General features: G+C 67.3%; 23 protein-coding genes. 10 read left to right on the forward strand and 13 right to left on the reverse strand.

Features of this window, described 5'->3' with window-relative positions; translation table 11 throughout:
* Positions 1-78: 78 nt before the first annotated feature.
* The gene (locus J0P97_RS07365; protein WP_215487121.1) at positions 79-1,341 is read right to left on the reverse strand and encodes a phospholipase D-like domain-containing protein; all 1,263 of its coding nucleotides are present in this window, start codon (positions 1,339-1,341) and stop codon (positions 79-81) included.
* An 83-nt stretch (positions 1,342-1,424) separates the two neighbouring features.
* On the opposite strand from J0P97_RS07365, the gene J0P97_RS07370 reads away from it, so the two are divergent.
* Positions 1,425-3,074, forward strand: a complete 1,650-nt coding sequence (locus J0P97_RS07370) for an Eco57I restriction-modification methylase domain-containing protein (RefSeq protein ID WP_215487122.1) — start codon at positions 1,425-1,427, stop codon at positions 3,072-3,074.
* 39 nt (positions 3,075-3,113) lie between these two features.
* Here the strand turns inward: J0P97_RS07370 and J0P97_RS07375 are convergent, their stop codons facing one another.
* Together J0P97_RS07375 and J0P97_RS16010 are read right to left on the reverse strand one after the other, a co-directional pair.
* Positions 3,114-3,377, reverse strand: coding sequence for a hypothetical protein (locus tag J0P97_RS07375; protein WP_215487124.1), 264 nt, complete (start codon positions 3,375-3,377; stop codon positions 3,114-3,116).
* A gap of 72 nt (positions 3,378-3,449) precedes the next feature.
* Positions 3,450-3,794, reverse strand: coding sequence for a helix-turn-helix transcriptional regulator (locus tag J0P97_RS16010; protein WP_366940410.1), 345 nt, complete (start codon positions 3,792-3,794; stop codon positions 3,450-3,452).
* On the opposite strand from J0P97_RS16010, the gene J0P97_RS07385 reads away from it, so the two are divergent.
* Both J0P97_RS07385 and J0P97_RS07390 read left to right on the forward strand, forming a co-directional pair.
* The gene (locus J0P97_RS07385; protein WP_215487126.1) at positions 3,793-4,179 is read left to right on the forward strand and encodes a hypothetical protein; all 387 of its coding nucleotides are present in this window, start codon (positions 3,793-3,795) and stop codon (positions 4,177-4,179) included. The genes J0P97_RS16010 and J0P97_RS07385 overlap by 2 nt on opposite strands.
* Before the next feature lie 107 nt (positions 4,180-4,286).
* The gene (locus J0P97_RS07390; protein ID WP_215487127.1) at positions 4,287-5,315 is read left to right on the forward strand and encodes a metallophosphoesterase; all 1,029 of its coding nucleotides are present in this window, start codon (positions 4,287-4,289) and stop codon (positions 5,313-5,315) included.
* A 61-nt stretch (positions 5,316-5,376) separates the two neighbouring features.
* Here J0P97_RS07390 and J0P97_RS07395 read toward each other — a convergent pair whose 3' ends face one another.
* The 4 genes from J0P97_RS07395 to J0P97_RS07410 all read right to left on the reverse strand — a co-directional run bounded on the left by J0P97_RS07395 (position 5,377) and on the right by J0P97_RS07410 (position 11,406).
* On the reverse strand, positions 5,377-7,344 hold the full coding sequence (locus tag J0P97_RS07395) for a zinc-ribbon domain-containing protein (RefSeq protein ID WP_215487128.1): 1,968 nt from the start codon (positions 7,342-7,344) through the stop codon (positions 5,377-5,379).
* Between the two features lie 155 nt (positions 7,345-7,499).
* The gene (locus J0P97_RS07400) at positions 7,500-8,549 is read right to left on the reverse strand and encodes a TniB family NTP-binding protein (RefSeq protein ID WP_215487129.1); all 1,050 of its coding nucleotides are present in this window, start codon (positions 8,547-8,549) and stop codon (positions 7,500-7,502) included.
* A complete protein-coding gene (locus J0P97_RS07405) occupies positions 8,549-10,582 on the reverse strand; it encodes a TnsB C-terminal domain-containing protein (protein WP_215487130.1) in 2,034 nt (677 codons plus the stop codon). Before J0P97_RS07405 ends, J0P97_RS07400 begins: the two co-directional genes overlap by 1 nt.
* Entirely contained in the window at positions 10,579-11,406 is an 828-nt protein-coding gene (locus tag J0P97_RS07410; RefSeq protein WP_215487131.1) for a hypothetical protein, read from the reverse strand. The genes J0P97_RS07405 and J0P97_RS07410 overlap by 4 nt, the downstream gene beginning before the upstream one ends.
* Positions 11,407-11,654: 248 nt before the next feature.
* On the opposite strand from J0P97_RS07410, the gene J0P97_RS07415 reads away from it, so the two are divergent.
* The 3 genes from J0P97_RS07415 to J0P97_RS07425 all read left to right on the forward strand — a co-directional run bounded on the left by J0P97_RS07415 (position 11,655) and on the right by J0P97_RS07425 (position 14,112).
* The gene (locus J0P97_RS07415; protein ID WP_215487132.1) at positions 11,655-12,047 is read left to right on the forward strand and encodes an ArsR/SmtB family transcription factor; all 393 of its coding nucleotides are present in this window, start codon (positions 11,655-11,657) and stop codon (positions 12,045-12,047) included.
* Position 12,048: 1 nt separating this feature from the next.
* A complete protein-coding gene (locus tag J0P97_RS07420; RefSeq protein WP_215487133.1) occupies positions 12,049-13,017 on the forward strand; it encodes an SRPBCC family protein in 969 nt (322 codons plus the stop codon).
* Positions 13,018-13,146: 129 nt separating this feature from the next.
* Positions 13,147-14,112, forward strand: a complete 966-nt coding sequence (locus tag J0P97_RS07425) for a DUF389 domain-containing protein (RefSeq protein ID WP_215487134.1) — start codon at positions 13,147-13,149, stop codon at positions 14,110-14,112.
* Positions 14,113-14,118: 6 nt separating this feature from the next.
* On the opposite strand, the gene J0P97_RS07430 is transcribed toward J0P97_RS07425, so the two are convergent.
* The 6 genes from J0P97_RS07430 to kdpF are packed head-to-tail and all read right to left on the reverse strand — an operon-like array spanning position 14,119 to position 22,011.
* The gene (locus tag J0P97_RS07430; protein WP_215487135.1) at positions 14,119-14,793 is read right to left on the reverse strand and encodes a response regulator; all 675 of its coding nucleotides are present in this window, start codon (positions 14,791-14,793) and stop codon (positions 14,119-14,121) included.
* The gene (locus tag J0P97_RS07435; RefSeq protein WP_215487136.1) at positions 14,790-17,321 is read right to left on the reverse strand and encodes a DUF4118 domain-containing protein; all 2,532 of its coding nucleotides are present in this window, start codon (positions 17,319-17,321) and stop codon (positions 14,790-14,792) included. The genes J0P97_RS07430 and J0P97_RS07435 overlap by 4 nt, the downstream gene beginning before the upstream one ends.
* A gap of 49 nt (positions 17,322-17,370) precedes the next feature.
* Positions 17,371-17,979 (reverse strand): potassium-transporting ATPase subunit KdpC, encoded by a 609-nt coding sequence (gene kdpC, locus J0P97_RS07440; protein WP_215487137.1) that lies wholly within the window; start codon positions 17,977-17,979, stop codon positions 17,371-17,373.
* A 24-nt stretch (positions 17,980-18,003) separates the two neighbouring features.
* The gene (gene kdpB, locus J0P97_RS07445) at positions 18,004-20,229 is read right to left on the reverse strand and encodes a potassium-transporting ATPase subunit KdpB (RefSeq protein WP_215487138.1); all 2,226 of its coding nucleotides are present in this window, start codon (positions 20,227-20,229) and stop codon (positions 18,004-18,006) included.
* Position 20,230: 1 nt separating this feature from the next.
* Complete coding sequence (gene kdpA / locus J0P97_RS07450) at positions 20,231-21,922, reverse strand: potassium-transporting ATPase subunit KdpA (protein WP_215487139.1); 1,692 nt, start codon at positions 21,920-21,922, stop codon at positions 20,231-20,233.
* On the reverse strand, positions 21,922-22,011 hold the full coding sequence (gene kdpF / locus J0P97_RS15900; RefSeq protein WP_215487140.1) for a K(+)-transporting ATPase subunit F: 90 nt from the start codon (positions 22,009-22,011) through the stop codon (positions 21,922-21,924). Before kdpF ends, kdpA begins: the two co-directional genes overlap by 1 nt.
* Before the next feature lie 499 nt (positions 22,012-22,510).
* On the opposite strand from kdpF, the gene J0P97_RS07460 reads away from it, so the two are divergent.
* The 4 genes from J0P97_RS07460 (at position 22,511) to J0P97_RS07475 (ending at position 24,743) form a co-directional block, all read left to right on the forward strand.
* Positions 22,511-22,852, forward strand: coding sequence for a PadR family transcriptional regulator (locus J0P97_RS07460; RefSeq protein ID WP_215487141.1), 342 nt, complete (start codon positions 22,511-22,513; stop codon positions 22,850-22,852).
* Between the two features lie 69 nt (positions 22,853-22,921).
* Positions 22,922-23,212, forward strand: coding sequence for a DUF1048 domain-containing protein (locus tag J0P97_RS07465; RefSeq protein ID WP_372449677.1), 291 nt, complete (start codon positions 22,922-22,924; stop codon positions 23,210-23,212).
* Positions 23,209-23,985, forward strand: coding sequence for an ABC transporter ATP-binding protein (locus J0P97_RS07470; protein ID WP_215487142.1), 777 nt, complete (start codon positions 23,209-23,211; stop codon positions 23,983-23,985). Before J0P97_RS07465 ends, J0P97_RS07470 begins: the two co-directional genes overlap by 4 nt.
* Entirely contained in the window at positions 23,982-24,743 is a 762-nt protein-coding gene (locus J0P97_RS07475; protein ID WP_215487143.1) for an ABC transporter permease, read from the forward strand. The genes J0P97_RS07470 and J0P97_RS07475 overlap by 4 nt, the downstream gene beginning before the upstream one ends.
* Positions 24,744-24,833: the final 90 nt, after the last annotated feature.

The raw sequence follows: 24,833 nt of genomic DNA on the forward strand, positions 1-24,833 counted from the left end.
ATCACTATGGCAGCCACGCAGGATCGACACAGATCACTACTTCGGCGGCTGTCTCGACATCCGCTGGATGCGGCTCGGTCAGACGAGATAGTTGCCCCGTGGCACCCGCCCGATCACGAGGTTGAAACCACCGGAGGTCCTCTTCTCGAGTGTCACGTGCTGGCCGATGTAGTTCGTGCCTTTGAGTACCTTTCCAAGGTCCGGACCCCAATGGATCACCGTCGGAACATTGCCCTGGCCAGACACGCGGTCCGGGTCATGGCTGACTCGCAGTTCGACTGCCCCGATGTCATGTCCATCAACCCAGACGCTGAACTCCGCAATGGCCTCCTGCTCGGTGTCGTGATTTTCCCTCGGCGTCCATGGCAGCTCTCCGAAGAACTCCTCGCGGAAATACGTCAGGTGGTTGATCGGCGCTGCTTCCCGACTGAGCCGGAGGTTTCCAGTTGGATTCGTCGTCGCCCCCTTCGGCTGTTGGGCTGCCGTGTGGTCCATCTCCTTCGACCACCGCCGTTGAACATCGGCGCTAGGTAATGGCGCGTCGGAGCCGGATACGGGCTGCTGCACATCTCGCGTCACGCTCACCCCGCTTGAACTGCCCGCAGTTCCCGGAAGAACCAGATCAATGATCAACGGCTTAGTCTTCGTGGCCGCGAACTTCGGGTTGAGCTTCGGAAGCGTGCGGAGCTTGGCCTGAACGGCCGTGAAAAGGCCGCTCACCGTGGCTGCTACTGCGCTGTCGGTGTCCTCGGGGGTATCGGACCTAGCCTTTTGCACGCGCCTGGCGCGGCGCTCCGAGCCGAGCATGATGTCCTTACTGTTCTCGATGTCGTCAATGAGCGCGGCCGTCAGCGGGACGCAGGATCCTTGCTCGCCGGTGAGCGCGTCAAACCACTCCGAGACGGCATCAGTGACCTCCTTGCCCTCGCCTGTGTCCCAATCGACCCATAGAGACGCCTCGTGGTTCCAGCCGAGCCCGCCGGCGGTCAGGTTGCTCGACCCGACTATGAGCGATCGGGGACCCGCTGAGGAGGCGAGATACACCTTCGGGTGGAACGTGCGCCCAGGGTCGTGGAAGACGAACGCCTCGTCGGCGACATCAAGCGCGATCTCGAGGCCCTCCCGTGTGGCACCTCCCTCGCTCACACCGAGGATTATGGTCACCTTTCCGCCTTGCGCACGGAATGCGGACAGGGAATCCCAGATCCGACCGAGGCCGGATCTCTTCGCCCAGGCGACCGCGATTCGCAGTTCGTCGAATCCGGCGGTCGTAGCGAACTCGATGAAGTCGAGGAGGTTCTGTTGTGTGGCGAACGGCTGGCCGACGAACCGGATTCTCATGTGACTCAGATTCGCACACAGGCTCCTCGACAGCAGTAACGTCCCTCGATAGACTATGCTTCAGTAACTGAAGCGGGAGTAGCGTGCGCACGCGAGAAGAAGTTAGTGACGAAAAGCTGCGGGGCGGCTTCTACTCTCCGGACGTCCTCGTTGACCTCTGCCTCGCGCGATCCAGGGCGCTACTCGGCGGACGAACTGGGCTGCGCGTTCTCGAGCCTTCCGCTGGCGATGGCGCGTTCCTGCGCGGCCTGGGCCGCGCGGGATTGGCCAAGGATCTCGCCCATGTCGAAGCAGTGGAGGTTCTGGAAGAAGAGGCGATGAAGGCCTCGCGCACGTTGGGCGATCTTAACCTGCCCGGACGTGCCGTGCACGCGAACGTACTGCGCTGGGCCGAGGATCACGGCGCCGATTTCGACCTCGTCCTCGCGAACCCGCCGTACGTGCGATTCCAGTTCATCTCCGACGAGGACAAGCAGCGTGCGCGGTCGATCAGCGCGGAGCTCGGCACCGCGGGTACCGCCGTGTCGAACCTCTGGATTCCAGTCTTCTTGCTCGCCCTCGCGAGGCTGCGCGAGGGCGGCGCATTCTCGGTGATCCTCCCTACCGAGTTCCTGACGGGTATCTCGGCGAACGCCGTGCGCAACTGGCTCCTCGGAAACACCACCGACCTCACGATCGACCTGTTCAAGCCCGGTACGTTTCCGGCCGTGCTGCAGGAAGTCCTCATCCTGAGCGGTCGGGCGTCGAGGCGTCCGGCAGGCGAGGTCGCGACGATCGACTTCCACGATCACAATGGGGGGACCCACTCTTGGTCCCATCGGGTCGCCCCCGCGGCTGGCACCTGGACCAACTACCTGCTGAGCCCAGACCAGAACGACGCGATCGACGCGACGCGATCAATCGGCGCCGTCCAACCGCTCCGCCAGGTCGCGCGGTTCAGTGTTTCGACCGTGACTGGCGCTAACGGCTACTTCTGCGTCGACGCAGCAGAGATCGACGAGTTCGACTTGCGGCAGTGGGCGATTCCGCTTCTCCCGAGGTCTCGCTTTGCTAAGGGCCTCGCGTTCGAGGTGGACGAGCAACGCGCACTCTCGGACGCTGGCCAACCCGCATGGCTGCTGAGCTTCGCGGCCGATAAGCCGTCACCGGCGGCACACGCCGGGGCACGTCGGTACCTTGAGCTCGGTACCGCACAAGCGATTGACAGGCGGTTCAAGTGCCGCGTCCGGGAGCCCTGGTATCGCGTTCCTGTGGTCCCACCCGGCGACCTACTGCTCTCGAAGCGCTCGAACCGATACCCTCGCGTGATCGCCAACCACGCGGGCGTGGTAACGACCGACACCATCTACAAGGGTCAGATTCTCGCGGGGGCGCCTGTGACTGCTGATGAATTCACGGCGACGTTCCACAACTCACTGACGATGCTCTCGGCTGAGGTCGAAGGTCGAAGCTTCGGCGGAGGTGTACTTGAGCTCGTGCCCAGCGAGGTGAGCTCGCTTCGGGTTCCCGTCATTCCGGGCGCTGGAGCCGAGCTCGCACGCCTCGATGGGATTGCGCGCACCTCTTCGGATCCGGAGTCACTCATAGAAGCCACAGACCAGACCCTCGCGCGGCTGCTTCCCGCGCTTGACGCGCCAACGCTCGCCTCGCTCAGTGAGGCGCGTCATGCTCTGATGGATCGGCGGCTGCAGCGGACACGACTGCGGTTCTACGACGACGACCGAGTTGCTTAAGAAGCGGAGAATGATCCGCGCCGCACCATAGCGGACTCTTCACCGCGAGCCGCCGGCTACTTCCACGGCCGCAGCCTCCAATACGGCCTCCGGGCCATTCACTATCAGAACGTCGCAGGGGCGCGCTCCGTCGAGGTGCGCATTGGCGCTCTTCAACCACACGTCAATCACGGGGTCGGTCCAGATTGCGGTGAGTCGTTCTCGAACGACGGCGATGTCACTCGCAGTGCCTTGCTCGATCAAGTCCCGCCCCAGTCGCGCGGCGTCCGGGCCGAACAGCGGGTCCTCGGATCGGACATTCATGGCCCGAATGTATCGAACAATGTGCCCGCAGAGAATCGAGATGTGCACGTTCGACATCGGCGACGTGAACGATCATCGAGCGGTGAGGTCCGGCATCTGAGCGGGCAAGATATCTTCAAGCGGCACCCGCAGCACCTGCGCGATTGCCAGGAGGGTCATCAGTCTGGGGTTAGACGTTCGCTCGGGGCTCGAACGTCCGCGTTCGAGTTGCTGGTACGTGTAGCGGCTGAGGTTTGCCTCATACGCCACACGATCCTGGCTGTATCCGCGCGCTATCCGAAGACGATGAATATTTGCGCCGATCTCGGCGACATACGCATCCCACCCAGATGGAAAGGCCAGAGGACTACGCACTATCTCAGGCTGACGGCGAGGCCTGCCCGGGAAGGCTCGATCTATCTGGCATTCTGCTCGCATGGCGACTCAACTCGTCGAGGTCGAGTCCTTTCGGATGACAGTCCGCGACCCCTTCCTCGATGTACTCATCAGCCTCGTCGCCGAGCCGAACGGAGTTCCGACAGCACTCCACGCCTACGAGACGACCTGCGCCTGGTGGGACGAGCACGCGGATGGCCCCACCGCGGACGAACTCTTGGACTCGATGTTCGAGCCGGCAGATTGGCTCACTGTGGTCGAAGACCGAAGCCGGCCACGCTCCGCCCAAGAAGCACAACTGCAGTTGCTGCGCGACTGGCTTCTGCTCTACTGGTGCAGAATCGGCGCGATCAGTTTCATTGCCGGCGTGGACCGAGTAATCCGTCCGGGAAGCCCGCTGCTCATGTCTGCTGAAACCCGGCAGTGAAGATCGGCGCTCCGATTGTGCAACGATCCGTTGCACAATCGTGCGGTGGTCTGATCCGCTGCAGGTTGGTCTCCCGATCCGAGCAGGTGCATTGAGGAGGGCGCGAGGTGCGCAAAGAGTATCCGGCGTTCAACTTCGACCAAGTCGACTACGTCACGTCCGACACGCACTTCGGTCACGCGCGGATCAGCGAACTCGCTTCCCGACCGTTCGCATCCGTCTCGGAGATGAATGCCGAGCTCATTCAGCGATGGAACCGGAGCGTCGCTCCCACCGATGTCGTTCTCCACCTGGGCGACGTCGCGCTCGGAACCATCATCGACTCGCTGCCACTCACCGCGCAGCTCAATGGGCGTAGGTTCCTCGTGCCAGGCAATCACGACCGCGTGTCACCCGCGACTCAGTCCCGGGCCGCGATCGAGCGGTTCACGCCGCTGTACGAACAAGCGGGCTGGACCGTTCTGCCCGAGGTCATTGAAGGCACCCGGCGGGGCATCCGACTTCTCGCGTCTCACTACCCGTATTCCGGCGACACCCAGGTGCAAGACCGGCACACGTCCCGTCGACCAATCGACCACGGCATTCCTTTACTGCACGGCCACACCCACGATCGATGGAACGGGCCTGTCGGACATCAGTTCCACGTCGGCATCGACGCCTTCGAATACGCGCCTATCCCGTTCTCGATGATCGACGCCTGGCTTGAAGATCTCCGCCGCGAGGACGACGAGATCGTCGGGGAAAGAACTGCGACAGGGGACGAAACACCGCCGTCAGAAGTCGCGGAGCGATTCGGGATCGATCTCCCGCCCCTTGAAACGCCCGGTCCGGACCACCGGCGAGGGGGGCACACCTTGATGGACGGAGACGAGGTGACAAGCGGGCCCGCAACGGCCATGGACCTCGTCCGGCGGGCGCGGGACGGCGAAATCTCGGGGGACGAACTCGTCGCCGTCTTGTCGACGTGGCAGTTCGAACCGCAGCACCGAACTCGAGGCCTCACGGATGACTGGGAATCCCGGCCGAACAGCTTTGACGCGGTGCAGTACGCGTTCAACCTCGATCTACTCGATGAGGATGCGTATCGCCGCATCGCCGATCGTGCCAGGCGGTCGGAGGCGGCGGGTCGCGAGTAGACAGCTACCGGCAGCGTGGATCACCGTCCGAGCAAACCAAGCTGGTCGTGTCTCGATTCGTTTAGCCATCCAGCACTTCGACGACTCTGTCGCAGCGAGGGCATCCGAGCCCGTTCACGCGGCTGACCACCCTCGCTTCCCAGACATGATCGCTTGAGCACCGCCAAGTGATCATTGCGGTAGATGCTGGCTTCACCCGTTCGGGTCGGGACTTGTTGCTGATGTCCCACTCCACAGCGAGGTCAGGTCTCAAAGTCGCCAGGTCGGTCTCTCCCGGAACGGCGCGATGACCGTAGCAGTGGGGGCAGCCACTGGCCTGGCGACCGGTTCGGCTTGCGATCACCGCCTCCCATTGATGCCCGTGCTTGCAGTTCCACAGCGCGCGCTGCTTCGAACCCGCAGGCACCTCGGTCGGCTCGCGCGCGTTCGAGGCGTCCCATTCGCGAACCAAGTCGGGCCGAACCGTGGCAAGGTCTGTCTTGCCGACGATGGCGTATCTCCCGAAGCAGAACGGGCATCCTGTGCCGAGAACGTGTCGCCGGTAGATGGCGGCAGTCCACGTGTGGCTCTCCGCGCAAACCCACATGACCTTCTTGCCAGAGCCCGGTACCACCGCGTCTGGGCGCAGCGTGTTGCTGGAATGCCACTGCGCGGCGAGATCTGGACGGACAGAAGCCAGGTCTGTGAGTCCAACAATGGGTCGCTTTCCGGCGCAGAACGGGCAGCCCTGGCCCTTGGATCGATTGCTCACCATGGCATCCCACTCGTGGCCGCACGAACCCGTCCACCACACCTTTGCTATCGAGAAGGCGCCAATCGAACCCGGAGCGAGTTCGCCGTTGCGCTCAAGGTTCCATTCCGCCATGAGGTCGGGACGAAGTGTCGCGAGATCTGTCTGGCCAGGAATCACTCGGTTTCCGGCGCAGAACGGACAACCGGATCCGTTTCTCGCCCGGTTGTTGATCGTCGCAGCCCATCGATGACCTTGCCCGCAGTTCCAATTGACACGTCGGTTGGATCGCGCACCAACGTGATCGGGGTCGCCAGCGTTCGCGCCCGGGCTGCGGTCCCACTCCTTCGCCAGCGCAGGGAACTGAGTGCCGAGGTCGGTCTGGCCCTTCCAGGCGGCTTGGCCCGCGCAATAAGGGCAGCCGGCTATCGCGCGGACGTACGGCGTCGATTCCCACGTGTGCCCTGCGTCGCACACCCACCACGCCTTATAGGACGTCCCCCTCCCGCCCCACGGGTCGCGGGCGGGGTCATTTGTGCTCCAGTCCCACTCGGCGACGGCGTGCGGTCGGCGCTGTATCCAGAGAGGGTACGGGGCTGCGACGTCGATGATCTCCGGAGCATCTACGACATCCATCGGGACGTTCAGTGGGTCAATGCGAGTTGGGCGAACTTCCCGACGTCGGGGACGCAGCCAGAGCACGATCCGTTCGACGAGCACATCGATCGGCGCCGCATCAAAATGAAACTTTGAGGCGATGGCTTGGCGAATCTCATCGGACGGCAGGCCGACCCACCGATCGACGATCGCTGAGTCGGAAAGCACCTGCAAGACCGCGATCGTCTCGGGGTAAAGTGCCGCTCGACCGCGGATTTCGTGGTCATCGATGCATCGTGACAATTGCGCCGTCCAGCCCTGCGGCTGGGTCAGCCAAGCGTTGTCGCGCACCATCTCCCACACTCGGGCGTGAAGCCGGGCGTCAATGCCTCCCGAGGCCACCAAGCGTCGGAATCGCCGCTCCGCCTTCGCTTGATGGTCGCTGTGCGCGACCACCAGCTGCGTGTCGGGTGTCGTACCTGGGCCCATCCAGACCATCTGACCTGGATGCCGAAGGCACCAGTTCTCGCGATCGTGCGGGATCTGCTCCACAAGATCGCCAGCAGAGCAAAGGCGGCAGAGGAAGCGTTGGGGATAGATCCACGATGCGTCGGGCTGTGTGATTCCTCGCAGACGAAGATAGTGACCCTCAGGGCGTCCCGCGGCGGCCTCGATAGTGGCCGCCGCAGCGGCCTCGTCCATCCACACCCGATAGATATACGGCTGCGTCGGGGAAGTGAGTCCCCGCTCTACGTCGCCAAACGGGACCCCGGCCGCTTTGCACTGTCGTTTGGCATATGAACGGGGAGATTCGAATCGATGCCACTTGGGGCGAATCGGCCACGCTCGGATGTCGGTCATGCTGCCTCGACCAGGTCTTTCAGCTTTACCCTGTGCCGAAGCGGTGTTGTGTGCTGCAGCCCGTCCAGGACCGCAAAGAGTTGATCGCGAGACACCTGTTCGTCGAGGCGGTTCGGATCATCGAGAATCGACGCGACCAGTCGCTCGATCGTCATGGCGAGCAGCGCGAGCCGTCCGTGCGTCGCGGAATGGAGAGCCTGCGCGTTGAGTGTGAGCGTGCCCGGCACGTGGTCACAAAGAGGCAGATTACGGTCAAAGATCGCCACCCAGCGCGTCCAGAGCGCCATCCCCTCCTTGGTCGAGACGTCGACCTTACGCAGCTCGACCATGTCGCATCGCATCGTGACCTGCATGCCGTGGCCGGATCCGAATGCCTTGCCGCTGCCCAGGCTGATCCCGACGAGCGCCACAGTCGCCGACGATTCGTTTTGCAGAGCCTTGATAACGCTCGACGGCTCAGTGCCTCTCAGATGGTGAGCCTCGTCGATCACAAGTAGCTTCGTCCGATGGACGCTGAGGAGTTTCAGGGCCTCCACGCGGAGCGCGTCAGTGTTACTTGACCTCGCCACGACCGCTGTGGGCGCAAGGAATCGGACGATCTGTGTCAGTAGCGTCTTGCCGGTGGCGTTCTCGGTCATCTCCACCCAGACAACCGGTACGTGCCCGTCGTCGGCGTAATCCGGAAAGTGCTTCGCGTGATCGTTCTCTACAGACCGAGCGAGGAGCATGGCGAGCTCGGTCTTGCCGTAGAAGAGTGGGGCCGAGATCATCAGACCTCTACGCGAGTTCGTGCGGCGGGGGTTGGTTCTGATGAGCCTCGCCAAAATTCCGGTGCTGCGATCCTGCTCCGGTGTGGGCACTCTTAGTGTTAGCCGAACAAAGTCGTCACGCGCTTGGTCGTAGAGCGCACGTTGGTCCGCGGGTAGCGCGCAGTAGTCCGCGAAGGAGAGGGCGGGCGGCATGGGGGGCAATGCACGGAGCGCCTCACGCAGGCCGGGGAGCGTCGTCTTGCTGGAGTGCTCCAGTGTGAGCGAGGGGATGATCACTAGCTCAGATCCTTCGTGGTCACGATGTCATACCGAGAGGAGGTCCAGTCAATATCGCTGACGTTGACCGGAGCGGCCCAATCTCGTAGATCGAAGGGGACGGGTTCGGTTACCGGGGCTGCGACGTCGTCAGAGCCACGCGCGGATACCCTGAGCTGGCGGTTTCGTGCTTGCTTGTCGCTTCGAGCTCTTCGCTCGATCTCGTCGAGGAACTCGGCTGTCTTTGGCGTCTCGCCTGGGGCTCCAGTGCCGAAGCGTTCGACGAGCCGGACCTCAGTCTCGGCGGCCATCCACGCCGCGCGGTCGTCGATCGCCTTGTCCCAGCACTCGATCCACTCGTCGGTTTCAGGATGCTGAACCCAGACCGCGTTGTCGTTGCAGGGATCGAATCGGATGTCGAACTTCCGTGCCTGCCGCGATCCGGCGGGAGCACCGGAGAGTGAGCGATTCCGGAGGTCAGCCAAGAGTGGTGAGTCGTACTTGCGGTTGCGGAATTCGATCCCTTCGTTGCTGATGATCCGGCCCTCGGAGGGGAGCAGAGCGAGGAAGTCCTCTGCTCGGAACGGAAGTTGAACCCCAGGACCGACCTCGAACAAGGCTGCGTACATCTGGTTGGGTGTCCACTCGCGGCCCGGGAACAGCGGAGAGCGCAGTCCCCCGTGCTGTTTGTTCAAGAAGACCGTGGTGATCCACGCGTCAAAAGCGAGCCGCACCGAATCCAACGTGAGCGTCGGGTTATCGCGTTTCCCTCGATTGGGCACCGAGTTGCCGGTGGAACCGGCAAGCCACTGTGCGAAGTCCGTCGATGTCGTGCCGAAATTGCGCTCGACGTGTGGCTTGGTCGCCGGGGCGTTCGGTGGCGCGAGCACGATTGTGATTCCGAAGGCGCGACAGGCCGCTTCGAATGTCGCTGATCGGAAGTCGGCGCCGCCGTCGACGGTGATCGCATGTGGAAAGATCCAGGGCACGGCGAGCGACTCGTCATCGAGGTACGGGTTGATCCTCTTCATCAGCTTCGCGGGCAGGGTCGCAGAGCCTGACAGGGTGGCTGCAGACGAGCCGGGCATGGCCCTGCGTCCGACGATTGCTCTTGCCAATAGCAGCGCGTGGTCGAATCCGTTCGGCCGATTGGCATGGATTGCCCACGCCAACGGGACTCTGCTTGCCACGCAGAAGAGCGCCGTGACGGTGGGGCGGAAGGTGTTGCCCTTCTCGTCCCACACTTGGACGTCCAACGTCGTCGAGTCGATCTCGCATACCTGTCCGAGTCGATGAGAGTTCCCCGAGAAGTACTCCCGATCCGGACTGTTCGATGTGTTGCGGCGGGTTGTCGCCTTCGCGAAGCTGTACCGGCCCGCATCACGCTCATTGATGTACCCCTGGAGGGTCGTGGGTTTCACGTTGCAGATCGCATCGCCCGGGTACATCGCCTCGAGCGTGCGTCGCACGAGGGCGGCGCAGTGACGGCGACTGCTCGTGTGCAGGTTGATTCGACTGTCGAGCTCGCGGTCGATGACCGCGATGAGGCGAGGATCCGCCTTGCTGATCACCAACCGCTTCTGACCCTTCGGATGCAACCGAGCATCCACCCCGGCGACGCCCTCCGACTCGTAGACCTTCCAATAGTTGAACAGCGCTTTGCGGCTGCGCGCGAGAGAGGTGCCAGCCAACTCAGCGACCTTCGCAGTGATCCGCTGCTCCTGCGTCGTTCGGGTGAGGTCGTACCCCGGACGCGCCCCGACCGCGCTCGGGTCCATCGGCACGCCACGGAAAGCCTCGAGCAGATGCTTTTCCATGTCGAGCACGTCAGCTGACCAGTCGCTTGCGGTGGGGCGAAGCGGCGTACTCGACTGCCGACGGGCGGTGCCAGCCAAGCCGATGAGTTCGGGCATCGAGATGACGAGCCAATCGTCTTCGGCGCCGTCGCGTCGAAGTGTTGCCTCGACGCCTCGGCGCACGCGCTCCCACACCCAGAGATCCCCATCTATCTCGACCTTGGCGCCGAGCTTGAGCTTGTACTCCTCGCTGGTCATGCCACCGCTCCCGTCAGTGCCGCTTCGGTTGTCGTGTAGACCGTCTCGCTGCTGAACACACCACCGAGATCTACGTGAAGCAGCCGGCGCCAAGCAAGGTTGTCGACCCACGCACACGCGTGTGGCGGGCAGTCCGGGGATGCGATCAGACAGAGATCGCCGCGGCTTCGACCCGCGCGCGCTGCGTTCAGGATGAGTGTTTCCGTCTCGTGGCCAGGTCGGCAGCGGTCGTGGCGGGACGCAGACAGGCTGTCGAGGTTGCCGGTCGCGCGTTTATCGTGGCCTGTCAGCACCCGGTAGCGCCACCCGAGCACATCGCAGGCGGCCGCAGTCTCACCGAACTGAATGCGCGCCGCGTCGTCGACCCGCTCCGCAGGACGCACATCCAACAGACCGTATGAGCCATCGGCGAAAAGCGCCAGCAGATCAGGGAAATGCGAGTAGCCCGATAACCGCGATCCGTGCCCGAAGGTGATCGCCACCGGCTGCGCCCAGAGTCGTTCCACCTGGCCGCTGTACTCCAACCAGAGGACCTCCCACCGTTCTTCCTGAGACTCGCACCAGACGTGGGTTTCCGTTGGCTGCCAGAAGTAAAGGCTCGGCGTGAACCTGAACCGAAGGCCCTTCGACTTCCGCAACGGTAGAGGATCGATCGTCGTCCAATCGCGATCACCCAGGTCGCGGTCGATGACGGCCCAGTCGTGCCGCTCGGACTTCTCGGGAGCGCTGCCGACGGCGCGAGATATCCAGTGCAACTCGGTGGACGATGTGCGCCGTCGGGGGACGATCTGCTGAGGTCCAGCTACTGGGAACACCCGCATCACCTCTCGCAAGCAAAGTCGGTGTCTGACGTTGCGAGGACGATGGGCTGATTGGAGCCCCATCGCTCCTCTATCCACTTCCGATGCTCTTCCTCGACGAACAACAACCCGTCGTCGTCATCGGCGTGTCGTGACACTCGATGTCATTCGACCGCCCGCCTATGTCAGGCAGAGCCGGTTTGTGTCATCGCAACCCGTTCCCGACAGGAAGGGGTTGACACGCGGCATCCGTCGGCATAACGTACAACCAAATGGTTGTACAAACGGAGTTGAGCGACGATGAGATCGACCGCGTGTTCCACGCCCTGGCACAGGCCACGCGGCGCGACATCCTGCGGCGCACCATCGAGGGCGAGCAGTCGGTCTCGATGCTCGCAGCGGCATACGAGATGTCCTTCGCTGCCGTCCAGAAGCACGTGGCGGTCCTCGAAGCCGCTCAGCTCATCGTCAAGCGCGCCGAAGGACGGGAGCGGCTCGTGCGCGCCGATCCCGTCATGATCGCCCGCGCCCGCGCCCTCCTCGCGCGGTACGAGGACCTCTGGCGCGCCCGTATCGACCGGCTCGATGCGCTCCTCGCAGGACCCGACCCCTCGACAGGCTCGGGGACCGACCCCGAGCTGCAGGACCCACGAAAAGGAGAGTGACATGCCCGTCACCGACATCACGACCGATCCGGAGAACCTCACGATGACGCTCGTCGCGGACGCCGCGGCGCCCGTCGAGCGGCTGTGGCGGGCGTTCACCCAGCCCGATCAGCTGTCGCGCTTCTGGGGCCCTCCCGGGTGGCCAGCGACGTTCACCGCGTTCGACCTGCGGCCCGGAGGGCGCGCGGAGTACCACATGACGAGCCCGCAGGGCCAGCGCTCCGGGGGCTCGTGGGAGGTGCTCAGCGTCGACGACGGGCGCTCGTTCGAGGTGCTCGACTCGTTCGTCGGCGAGGACGGCGAGAAGCTCGAGGGCTTCCCGTCGATGCGCATGGTCTTCACCTTCGCGTCGACCGAGGACGGCTCGCGCCTCACCAACACGACCTACTTCCCCTCTCACGAGGCGCTCGAGCAGGTCATCGCGATGGGTGCCGTCGAGGGTTCGCGGATGGCGATGGACCAGCTCGACGCCGTTCTGCAGGATCTCCGGGAGTACGCGCAGGGCAAGGGCACGCGCACCGAGATCCTGGACGACACGCACGTGCGCATCACCCGTCTCATCGAAGGGGCGCGCGACCTCGTCTGGCGCGCGCACCAGGAGCCGGAGCTGCTGAAGACGTGGCTGCTCGGCCCGGACGGATGGCAGATGATCGAGTGCGAGGTCGGCGACACGTATCGCTACGTCTGGCAGCAGGGCGACGACGAGTCGACGCGCTTCGGGTTCGAGGGCGAGACGGTGCTGAGCGAGCCGACCTGGCGCGCCGTCACCACCGAGAAGATGATCGGCATGGACGGCCCCGGCACTCTCAACGACCTGCAGCTCTACGAAGAGGACGGCGCGACCCTGCTGACGCTCCTGATCGAGTACCCGAGCCTCGAGATGCGCGACATGATCCTCGCGACCGGCATGACCGAGGGCATGGAGGCCTCGTACGCCCGCCTCGAAGAGACCGTGCTCGCGAACGCCTGATCGCCCCCTCACCGAGAACGCGCGAACCGCTCGCACACCCCTCGCCGGGGAGCGGTTCGCGCGTTTTCGCGTGCCGCACGCCCCGCGTCGCTCACCGATTCCGTCCGCGGCCGCCGCGAGGATGGTCTCGTGCTCTCCGTCCGCGTCACCGCACCGATCGACCTCGTCGAGCGGATCGAGCGCGAATTGGACAGCTACCCGACGACGGCGAACATGGTGCGCCTCCCGGCAGCCCTCGAGCCGGTGGCCCCGGGCGGCGGCGGGCAGCGGTGCCTGCTGCTGTTCGACCTGGCCCGCGAGGACGCCAACAACGTCATGCGGATGCTGCGCCATCACGGCGTCCCGACGGTCGGATCGGTGACGATCAGCGAACCGCTCGTCATCCTGTCGGATGCCGCGTCCGAGGCCGAGCACGCAGCTCCCGGGCATCCGGCCGATGGAGTCCTCTGGGCCCAGCTCGCCGACCACGCGAGGGAGGACGCGCGCCCGTCGTGGAGCTTCTTCGCCTTCCTCATGCTGGCGACCCTCATCGCCGGGATCGGGCGGCTGCTCGACCAGCCCATCCTCATCATCGGCGCGATGGTCGTCGGACCGGAGTTCACCCCCATCGCCGCCATCAGCTACGCGATCGTGCGTCGGCGCACCGGCATCGTCGCTCCCGCGCTGGCGACCCTCCTCGGCGGCTTCGCCGGATGCGCGGCGGTGGCGTGGGCCGTCTGGGCGGTGCTCTACGCCGTCGGCGTCTTCACGCTCGAACAGGCGACGACCGGCCCCTTGACGGAGTTCATCATCGCGCCGGATGCCTGGTCGTTCGTCATCGCGCTCCTCGCCGGGATCGCGGGTGTGCTGTCGCTGACGAGTTCGAAGTCGTCGGCACTGGTGGGGGTGTTCATCTCGATCACGACGGTCCCCGCCGTCGGCACGATCGGGCTCACGCTGGCCGTCGGCGCCTGGGACGAGGCCCTCTCGGCTCTCGTGCAGCTGGGAGTCAACCTCGCCGGGTTGTTCGTCGCGGGGATCGCGACGCTGTGGGTGCAGCTGCACGTCAGCAGGAAGATCGGAGCGCGGGTCGCGCGCACGCGCCGGCTCAGCTGACGCGCCTCAGTCCACGACGAGTCGGTAGCCCATCCCCGCTTCGGTGAGCAGATGCCGAGGCGTCGCCGGGTCGGGTTCGAGCTTCTTGCGCAGCTGCGACACGTACAGGCGCAGGTATCCGGTATCGGCGACCTGCTCCGTGCCCCAGATGTCTTTCAGCAGGGTCTGGCGGGTGACGAGCGCGCCGGGATTGCGCGCGAGGAACTCGAGCATGCGCCACTCGGTCGGTGTGAGTCGGACGGGCGCGCCGCCGCGCGTGACGAGCTTCGCCGCCAGGTCGACGGTGACATCGCCGAACCGCACCACGGGCTCCCCACCCGGCGCAGACGTGCGCCGCAGCAGCGCGCGCAGGCGCGCGAGCAGCTCGTCGACCTGGAACGGCTTCGTGACGTAGTCGTCTGCCCCGGCATCCAGCGCCTCGACCTTGTCGGCCGAGCCGGTGCGCCCCGACACCACGATGATGGGCGCGGCCGTCCAGCCGCGCAGAGCCTCGATGACTCGCACGCCATCGAGGTGCGGCATGCCGAGATCGAGGAGGACCAGGTCGGGATGCGATTGCGCGGCCAGGGTCACGGCGGTGGCACCATCCGGGGCGGACACGACCTCGTACCCATGCGCGGCGAGGGTGATCCGCAACGCGCGGACGAGTTGGGGATCATCATCGGCGACCAGGATCCTCATGCGTCCGATCCTCTCGCGGAACCGCCTGAGGCGATCGGCAGCGCGATCACCATCGTGAGTCCTCCGCCGGGGGTGTCCTCGGGTGTCAGCGTGCCGCCCATGCCCTCCGTGAAGCCGCGGGAGAGGGCGAGCCCGAGCCCGAGCCCCGTCGTGTTGTCGGTGTCGCCGAGGCGCTGGAAGGGGGCGAACGCGTCCTCGCGTCGCTCGGGAGGAAGCCCCGGGCCATGGTCGATGACGCGGATCTGCGCGACCGGCCCCAGCCGGCTCGTCGTCAGGCGCACCCGCGATCCGCTCTGCGGCTCGTACCGCAGAGCGTTGGCGAGGACGTTCACCAGAACCCGCTGCAGCAGTACGGCGTCGGCGGCGAGAGGCGGAAGATCCTCGTCGAGCGCCAGGTCGACCAGGGCAGGACCCAGGCCGAGTTCGTCGACGGATGCCATGACGACGCCCCCTGCGTCGACGGGGGCCACCGAGACGGCGAGGACCCCGGCCTGCACGCGCGACACGTCCAGGAGGTCGGTGACGAGCCGGGTGAGAGTGCCCAGACTCTCGTCGGCCGTCTCCAGAAGCTCCGCCCGATCGTCGTCGGACAGGTGCGCCCCGCCGGAGCGGAGGCCGCCGATCGCGGCGACGGCAGCGGCCAGCGGGCGGCGCAGGTCATGGCTCACGGCGGACAGCAGCGCACTGCGCACCTGATCCGCCTGAGCGAGGACGTCGGCAGCCTGCGCGCTCTCCTCCAGTCGGCGCTGGGCGAGCGCCCCTTCGAGCTGCGTGACGATCACCTGCAGGAGGCGACGCTCCGAGGCATCCAGCGATCCGCCCTGAAGCTCCAAGACGGCGCCCTCTCCGACGGGCACGTCGGTGCGGCCCGGCGTCGCGCCGGTGCGAGCGGCGTCCTGCCGGAGCGGCTCGCCGTCGCTCGCGACCGTCTCTCCGTGCACGAGAAGGCGCACCCCTGCGAGCGAGAACGCCTCGCGGGTGCGTGTGACGAGAGCTTCGAGCGATCCCTGCCCGCGCAGCACGCTGCCCGACACGGTGGCGAGCAGCTCCGACTCTGCGGCGCGGCGCCGGGCGGTGCGCGCCGCCCGCGCGGCGCGGTCGACGACGAGGCTCACCAGCAGCGCGATGATCACGTACAGGACGAGCGCCCACGCATGCAGCGGATCGGCGACGGTGACGGTGTACAGCGGGTCGACGAAGAAGTAGTCCAGTGTGAGGCCCGACATCACCGCCGCGAACACGGCCGGCCAGATCCCGCCGGCGAGGGCGACGAGCACGACGAGCAGCTGGAAGGCCAGCACGTCGCTCGTGATCGATTCGGGGCGGCGCAGCGCGACCAGCAGCCACGTCAGCAACGGGCCGCCCACGAGCGCGAGGCCGAATCCCGAAAGGCGGCGCCGCACGCTCAGCGCCGTGCCGGCCAGCCGCGGCAGCGCCATCCTCCCGCCGGCGGCGGAGTGCGTCACCATGTGCACATCGATGTCGCCGGATTCGCGGATGACGGATGACCCGATGCCCGGGCCGGTCAGCGCCGCCTGCAGCCGCCCGCGTCGGCTCACCCCCAGCACGAGCTGAGTCGCGTTCACCGACCGTGCGAACTCGACGAGCGCGCGGGGCACGTCACTTCCCACGACCTGGTGGTAGGTGCCGCCGAGCTGCTCGACGAGAGTTCGCTGGGCGCCGAGGGCCCCGGGCTCCTCGGCGCGCAGACCGTCTTGGCTGTTGACGTGCACGGCGAGCAGTTCGCCCCCAGCCGAGCGGGCGGCGATGCGCGCCCCCCGGCGCAGCAGCGTCTCGCCTTCGGCGCCACCGGTGAGGGCGACCACGACCCGCTCGCGCGCCTGCCACGTGCCCTGGATGCCCTGCTCGGCGCGATAGCTCTTGAGGGCGCTGTCGACTTCGTCTGCGAGCCACAGCAGAGCGAGTTCGCGCAGGGCCGTGAGATTGCCGAGCCGGAAGTAGTTCGACAGTGCGGCGTCGATGCGCTCGGCAGGGTACACGTGACCGGCCGAGAGACGGTCGCGCAGCGACTCGGGCGACAGATCGACGACCTCGATCTGATCGGCCGAGCGCACGATGGCATCCGGCACGGTCTCCCGCTGCGCGACGCCGGTGATCTGCTCGACGACGCCGCCGAGCGACTCGATGTGCTGGACGTTGACCGTCGTGACCACGTCGATTCCCGCGTCGAGGAGCGTCCGGACATCCTGCCAGCGCTTCGCGTTCGTCGATCCCGGTGCATTGGTGTGCGCGAGCTCGTCGACCAGAGCGAGCTGCGGCGATCGGGCCAGCACCGCGTCGAGGTCCATCTCATCGAGCTGTACGCCGCGATGCGCGACGACGCGACGCGGGATCTGTGGGATGCCCTGCGCCTTCGCCGCCGTCGCCGCGCGCCCGTGCGTCTCGACGACGGCGACGACGACATCGATGCCCGAGTCGAGGAGCCGGCGCCCTTCCTCGAGCATTTCGTAGGTCTTGCCGACGCCGGGGGCCGCCCCCAGCAGCACCCGCAGCCGACCCCGTCTCATGGATTCACCCTATTGACGCGGCGTGCGCGCCGTATCCCGGCGCGCACGATCAGCTGCCGAGTGCATCGAGGGCCAGGTTGAGCTGCAGGACGTTGACTCGCGGATCGCCCAGGTAGCCGAGGTCGCGGCCCGTGGTGTTCTCGGCGACGAGACTCTCGACCTCGTCGGTGCTCAGACCGCGGGCGTCGGCGACACGGGCGAGCTGCAGCTCGGCGTAGGCCACCGAGATGTGCGGGTCGAGACCGGAGGCCGATGCCGTGACGGCGTCAGCAGGAATCTGCGACGCGTCGACGCCCTCACGCTCGGCGATGGACGTCGTGCGCTGCTCGATCGCCGCGATGAGGTCCGCGTTCTCGGGGCCCCAGTTCGACCCCGACGACGCGCCGCCGTCGTAGCCGTCACCGGCCGCCGACGGGCGGGACTGGAAGTACTGCGGCAGCGCGTTCCCGTCGGCGTCGGTGAACGACTGACCGATCAGGGCGGAGCCGACGACGGTGCCCCTCGCATCGGTCACGGGGGAGCCGTGCGCCTGCCCGGGCAGCAGCTGGCCGACGCCCGTGATGAGCAGGGTGTAGCCGAGGCCCAGGGCGAGGGTCGCGACGAGCATCGCGCGGAACGCGGTGCCGCTCGTGCGCAGCAGGGTGCGGGTGGGGGACATGACGGTGCCTTTCGCGATCCGGCGTCAGAAGCCGGGGATGAGGCTGACGACGAGGTCGATCAGCTTGATGCCGAGGAACGGGGCGATGACGCCGCCGAGTCCGTAGACGAGCAGGTTGCGGCTGAGCGTGCTCGACGCGCTCGCCGCGCGATATCTCACGCCCCGCAGCGCGAGCGGGATCAGGAACACGATGACGATCGCGTTGAAGATGATCGCGCTCGTGACGGCGGATGCCGGGGAGTGCAGCTGCATGACGTTCAGCGCCGCGAGGCCCGGGAAGACGCCCATGAACATCGCGGGGATGATGGCGAAGTACTTCGCGACGTCGTTGGCGAGCGAGAAGGTCGTCAGCGCGCCGCGGGTGATGAGCAGCTGCTTCCCGATCCGGACGATGTCGATGAGCTTCGTCGGGTCGGAGTCGAGGTCGACCATGTTGCCCGCCTCCTTCGCGGCCGACGTGCCCGTGTTCATCGCGACGCCGACATCGGCCTGAGCGAGAGCCGGCGCGTCGTTGGTCCCGTCGCCGGTCATCGCCACGAGGTTGCCGCCCTCCTGCTCGCGCACGATGAGGGCCAGCTTGTCCTCGGGCGTCGCCTCGGCGAGGAAGTCGTCGACCCCGGCCTCGGCCGCGATCGCCGCGGCGGTGAGCGGGTTGTCGCCCGTGATCATGACCGTCCGGATCCCCATCGCGCGCAGCTCCGCGAACCGCTCGCGCAGGCCGTCCTTGACGATGTCCTTGAGGTGCACGACCCCCAGGACCCGGGCCGTCGAAACCCCTCCGATCTGCGCTCCGAGGGTCGCCACGACCAAGGGGGTTCCGCCGCTGCCGGCGATCTCGCCGACGGATCGGAGGAGCTCTTCGCGTCGCTCCTCGGGCACCGCGGCCGTCGCGACGGCGCTCGTGCGGTCGCCGTCGGCTCCGCCCGCACCGTCCAGCCAGGCGAGGATCGCGGATGCCGCTCCCTTGCGCACCTGGGTGCCGTCTGCGAGGTCCACTCCGCTCATGCGGGTCTGGGCGGTGAAGGGCACCGCGGTCGAACCCACGGGTGCCGCCACGTGCACGCCGAGCTGCGCCGCCAGTTCGACGATCGAGACCCCCTCGGGCGTCGGGTCGGCCAGGGAGGAGAGCGCCGCGGCCCGGGCGAGATCATCGTCGTCGCCGTCGAGGGCGACGAACGCCGTTGCCCGGCGGTTGCCGTAGGTGATGGTCCCGGTCTTGTCGAGCAGCAGCGTCGACACATCCCCCGCCGCCTCGACCGCGCGCCCCGACATCGCCAGCACGTTGCGCTGCACGAGCCGATCCATCCCGGCGATCCCGATCGCCGACAGCAGCGCGCCGATCGTCGTCGGGATCAGGCAGACGAGCAGCGCGACGAGCACCGGGATCGACACCGGGGATGCCGCGTAGGAGGCGATCGGGTTCAGGGTCAGCACGACGATGACGAAGACGATCGACAGGCTCGCGAGGAGGATGCCGAGGGCGATCTCGTTGGGCGTCTTCTGGCGCGAGGCTCCCTCGACGAGGGCGATCATCCGGTCGACGAACGTCTGGCCCGGCTTCGAGGTGATCCGCACCACGATGCGGTCCGACAGGACGCGGGTGCCGCCCGTGACGGCCGAACGGTCCCCGCCCGATTCGCGGACGACGGGGGCGGATTCGCCCGTGATGGCCGACTCGTCGACCGTCGCGATGCCGTGGACGATGTCCCCGTCGCCCGGGATCAGCTCGCCCGCGGAGACGACGACGACGTCGTCGAGGGTGAGGTCGCTCGAGGCGACCTCCGTCGTCGCGGCGCGCTCGGCGCCTGGATCGGAGGCCGCGTCGTAGCCGGCGACCAGGCGCGCCGCCGTCGCGGTGCGCGTCTTGCGCAGCGCACCCGCCTGCGCCTTGCCGCGGCCTTCCGCGACCGACTCGGCCAGGTTCGCGAAGAGCACGGTCAGCCACAGCCAGACCGCGATGCCCCACGTGAACCCGAGGGGGACGGGCGTCCCGCCCGACTCCGACGGCCCGCCGAGGAACGGCTCGGCCACCGCGATGACGGTGGTCAGGGCCGCGCCCACCCAGACGAGGAACATGACGGGGTTCCGCCACAGGGCGGCCGGATTCAGTTTGCGGACGGCACCGGGCAGGGCTTGCGCGAGCTGTGCGCCCGAGAACGCGTGGGAGCGCGGCGCGGGGCGCGCGGCATCCGCGGAGGCATCGGCCGCCGCAGCCGTGACCGTGGGGAGAGAGGTGGTGAGGGGGGACATGTCAGAGCAGCCCTTCCGCCAGGGGACCCAGCGTGAGAACGGGGAAATAGGTGAGGGCGGTGATGACGACGGTCACGACCGCGAGGAGGGCCGCGAACTGCGGCCGGTGGGTGGGGAGCGTGCCGATCGTGGTCGGCACCCGGTCCTGCGCCGCGAGCGACCCCGCGAGGGCGAGGGCGAGCACGATCGGGATGAAGCGTCCGAGGAGCATCGCGACGCCGAGCGCGGTGTTCAGCCACGGGGTGTTCGCGGTGAGTCCCGCGAACGCGGATCCGTTGTTGTTCGCCGCGGAGGTGAACGCGTAGAGCAGCTCGGAGAGGCCGTGCACACCGGGGTTCCAGATCGACGTGGCCTCGACGTCGGCGCGCACCGGCGGGATCGCGAAGCTCAGGGCCACGCCGCCGAGGACGAGTGCCGGCGTCACGAGGATGTACAGGCTCGCGAGCTTGATCTCGCGCGGACCGATCTTCTTGCCGAGGTACTCGGGGGTGCGCCCGATGAGCAGGCCGCCGACGAACACCGCGATGATCGCGAGCACGAGCATCCCGTACAGCCCCGTGCCGACGCCGCCGGGAGCGACCTCGCCGAGCATCATGTTGAGCGTCGGGATCATCCCGCCGAGGGCCGTGTAGGAATCGTGCATGGAGTTCACCGCGCCGGTGGAGGTGCCGGTGGTGGACGCCGCGAACAGCGTCGACCCCCAGATGCCGAACCGGACCTCTTTGCCCTCCATCGCCCCGCCGGCCAGCTGCGGAGCGGTGCCCGCCGCGCGAAGCTCGAGCCACGTGGTCAGCGCGACGCCCGCGATCCACAGGGATGCCATGACGCCGGCGATCGCATACCCCTGGCGGTTGTCGCCGACCATCCGGCCGAAGGCGCGGGGCATCGCGAACGGGATCGCGAGGATCATGAGCACCTCGAGCACGCTCGTCCACGGCGTCGGGTTCTCGAACGGGTGCGACGAGTTGGCGTTGAAGAAGCCGCCGCCGTTCGTGCCCAGCTCTTTGATCGCCTCCTGCGAGGCGACCGGTCCCCCGGGGATCACCTGCGAGCCGCCCGTGACCGTCTGCACGGTCTGGAAGCCGTCGAAGTTCTGCACGACGCCTCCGATCAGGAGAACGATCGCCATGAGGATCGCGAGCGGCAGCAGGATGCGCCCCAGAGCGCGGACGAGGTCGACCCAGAAGTTGCCGATCGTCGCTGATCCGCGGCGGGCGAACCCGCGGATGAGGGCCACCGCGACGGCGATGCCCACCGCGGCGGAGACGAAGTTCTGCACCGCGAGGCCGGCCAGCTGCACGGTGTAGCCGAGCGTGACCTCGGGCGAGTACGACTGCCAGTTGGTGTTCGTCACGAACGAGACGGCCGTGTTGAACGCGAGGCCCTCGGGCACAGGCGGCAGACCGAGCGAGGCGGGGAGGACCGCCTGGGCGCGCTGCAGGACGTACACGAACAGGACGCCCATGGCGGAGAAGAGCAGGATGCCGCGGGCATACGCCTGCCAGGTCTGCTCAGCCGTGGCATCCACGCCGATGACGCGGTAGATGCCGCGCTCGACGCGGGCGTGCTTCGGGCTGTCGAACACCCGAGCGATCGCGTCGCCGAGCGGGACGTACAGCAGCGCGAGGGCGAGGATGACGGTCGCGATCTGGAGCACGCCGCTCCAGATCGCTGCGGGGTCGGTGCCGCTCATCAGAAGCGCTCCGGCTTCACGAGGGCGACGACGAGGTAGACGACGGCGCCGACGGCGAGGAGCGCGCTGACGATCGCGAGGACGGTCACAGCTTCTCGACCCCCTTCGCGATCAGCGCGACGAGGCCGAACAGGGCGAGGGTCGTGGCGAGGTAGACGAGATCGAGCACGGGGACTCCGGTGGGGTGGGCCGCGCGTCTGCTGTGGCGCGGATGCCCGCGGTGGGCACGAGATCCGATACAACTCGCCCCGGGCGGCGTGCGACGGCATCCTCACGCTTTCCATACGCCCCGCCGCCCCTACCCTCACGGCATCCGTACGCCGCCTGCCGCCCCTACCCTCACGGCATCCGCACGCCGCCTGCCGCACGCCTCCCGCCGCCCGCCGCCGGCCGGTGGCCGCCGCCGGCCGCCTGCCGCCTGCCGAGTGTCCAGGACATGCGGAGGCGAGCCCCGGCGGCACCGCGTGTCCTGGACACTCGGCGAGGGGGAGGGAGGGATGCCATCCGGTACTCACTGTTGCGGAGTAGCGGTACTCATGCTTACTATGTACCAGTAGTCATCGTCACTGAGTACCGAAGGGACCCCCGATGGGAAAGCAGACCACCGAGATGCTCAAGGGCGTGCTCGAGGGGATCGTGCTCGCGATCCTCGCGCGCCGGCCGGCGTACGGCTACGAGATCACGACCTGGCTGCGCGACCAGGGCTTCGCCGACATCGCCGAGGGCACCGTCTACGCCCTCCTGCTGCGCATCGAGCAGCGCGGCCTCGTCGACGTGGAGAAGGTGCCCTCGGAGAAGGGCCCGCCGCGCAAGGTCTTCACGCTGAACGCGCAGGGCGCGGCTCAGCTCGACGAGTTCTGGGAGACCTGGACCTTCCTCGCAGAACGCCTCGACCGACTTCACCCCGACACGACCCAGAAGGAGGACTGACATGTCCTGGATCGAAAAGCTCACCGGCTCGCTGGAACGAAGAAGCAGTACAAGCACGCGGTCTCGCGCATGGACGCGCTTCCCGAACCGTACCGCGCCGCCGCGAAGGCCTACCAGCGTTACTTCCTGTACGCCGCGGGCTTCCTGGACGGCGACACCCTCGTCACGATGTTCGTCGACGTCGCCGACCTGTGGGAGCGCGCCGCCGCCGACGGCATCCCGCTGCGCGATCTCCTCGGCACAGACCCGGTCGCGTTCGGAGAGGACTTCATCGCGGCGTACTCGAGCCGCCAGTGGATCGACAAGGAGCGCACGCGCCTCGTCGAGGCGATCGCGGAAGCCGAGCGGAGGACCTCATGAGCGCGCCGGCGGTGATCTCGCTGCGCGGCGTCGAGAAGTCCTTCGGCGACCTGCGCGTCCTCCGCGGCGTCGACCTCGACGTCCCGCGCGGCACGATCTTCGCTCTGCTCGGGTCCAACGGAGCGGGCAAGACGACGCTCGTCCGCATCCTCTCGACGTTGCTGCGAGCGGATGCCGGGGCGGCAGCCGTGGCCGGGCGGGAGGTGGCATCCGACCCCGCCGGCGTCCGCGAGGAGATCAGTCTCACGGGACAGTTCGCCGCCGTCGACGAGGTGCTCACCGGGCGGGAGAACCTCGCGCTCGTCGCGCGGCTGAGGCACCTTCGGAACCCCGGAGCGGTCGCCGACGCGCTGCTCGGACGGTTCTCGCTGACGGATGCCGGGGCGCGGGCGGCGGGCACCTACTCGGGCGGGATGCGGCGTCGCCTCGACATCGCGATGAGTCTCGTCGGCGACCCGCGGGTGATCTTCCTGGATGAGCCGACGACGGGTCTGGACCCGGAGGCGCGACGCGAGGTGTGGGACACCGTCCGGAGCCTCGCCGATGGAGGGACGACGGTCCTCCTGACGACGCAGTACCTCGACGAGGCGGAGCGTCTCGCCGATCGCATCGCGATCCTCCACGAGGGCCGGATCCTCGTGGAGGGCACCCTCGACGAGCTGAAGGCGCTGCTGCCGCCCGCTCGTGTCGAGTACGTGGAGAAGCAGCCGAGCCTCGAGGACGTCTTCCTCGCCCTCACCGGCCCTTCGACAACCTCAGGGAGCGGATCATGAGCGCACACGTCTTCGCCGACACGGCGACCCTCACCGGGCGGTCGCTCCGCCACATCCTGCGCAGTCCCGACACGATCATCACGACGGCGGTGACGCCGATCGCCCTGATGCTCCTGTTCGTCTACGTCCTCGGCGGCGCGATCGACACCGGAGCGGGCACGGCGGCGTACATCGACTACATGCTCCCCGGCATCCTGCTCATCACCATCGCGTCGGGGATCGCCTACACGTCGTACCGGCTCTTCCTTGACCTCCAGGGCGGGATCTTCGCGCGGTTCCAGTCCATGCCGATCGCGCGCTCGTCCGTGCTGTGGGCGCACGTGCTCACCTCGCTCGTCGCGAACCTCGTCTCCCTCGCGCTGGTCGTCGGAGTGGCGCTGCTCATGGGCTTCCGCAGCTCCGCGGGGGTGCTGGCGTGGCTGGCGGTCGTGGGGCTGCTCGTCCTCGTCATCCTCGCGTTGACGTGGGTGGCGGTCATTGCGGGCCTGGCGGCCCGAAGCGTCGACGGCGCGAGCGCGTTCAGCTACCCGCTCATCTTCCTGCCGTTCGTCAGCTCGGCCTTCGTCCCGACCGACACCATGCCCGCGCCGGTGGCGTGGTTCGCCGAGCATCAGCCCGTCACGCCGATCGTGAACTCGATCCGTGCGCTGCTCGGTGGTGGCGCTGTGGCAGGAGATGTGTGGATCGCCCTCGCCTGGATGCTCGGCATCCTTCTCGCCGGCTACACCGGCGCGATGCTCCTCTACCGCCGCCGCTGACGCGTCGCGCCGGGCCCGCCGCCCCGCGCCTGCCCCCGCCCCGCCCCCGCGCCCGCCGCCCCCGCCCCCGTCCTGCCGAGTGTCCAAGAC

Origin of the sequence: Microbacterium flavum (genome assembly GCF_018717645.1) — a bacterium.
Classification (GTDB): Bacteria; Actinomycetota; Actinomycetes; order Actinomycetales; family Microbacteriaceae; genus Microbacterium; species Microbacterium flavum.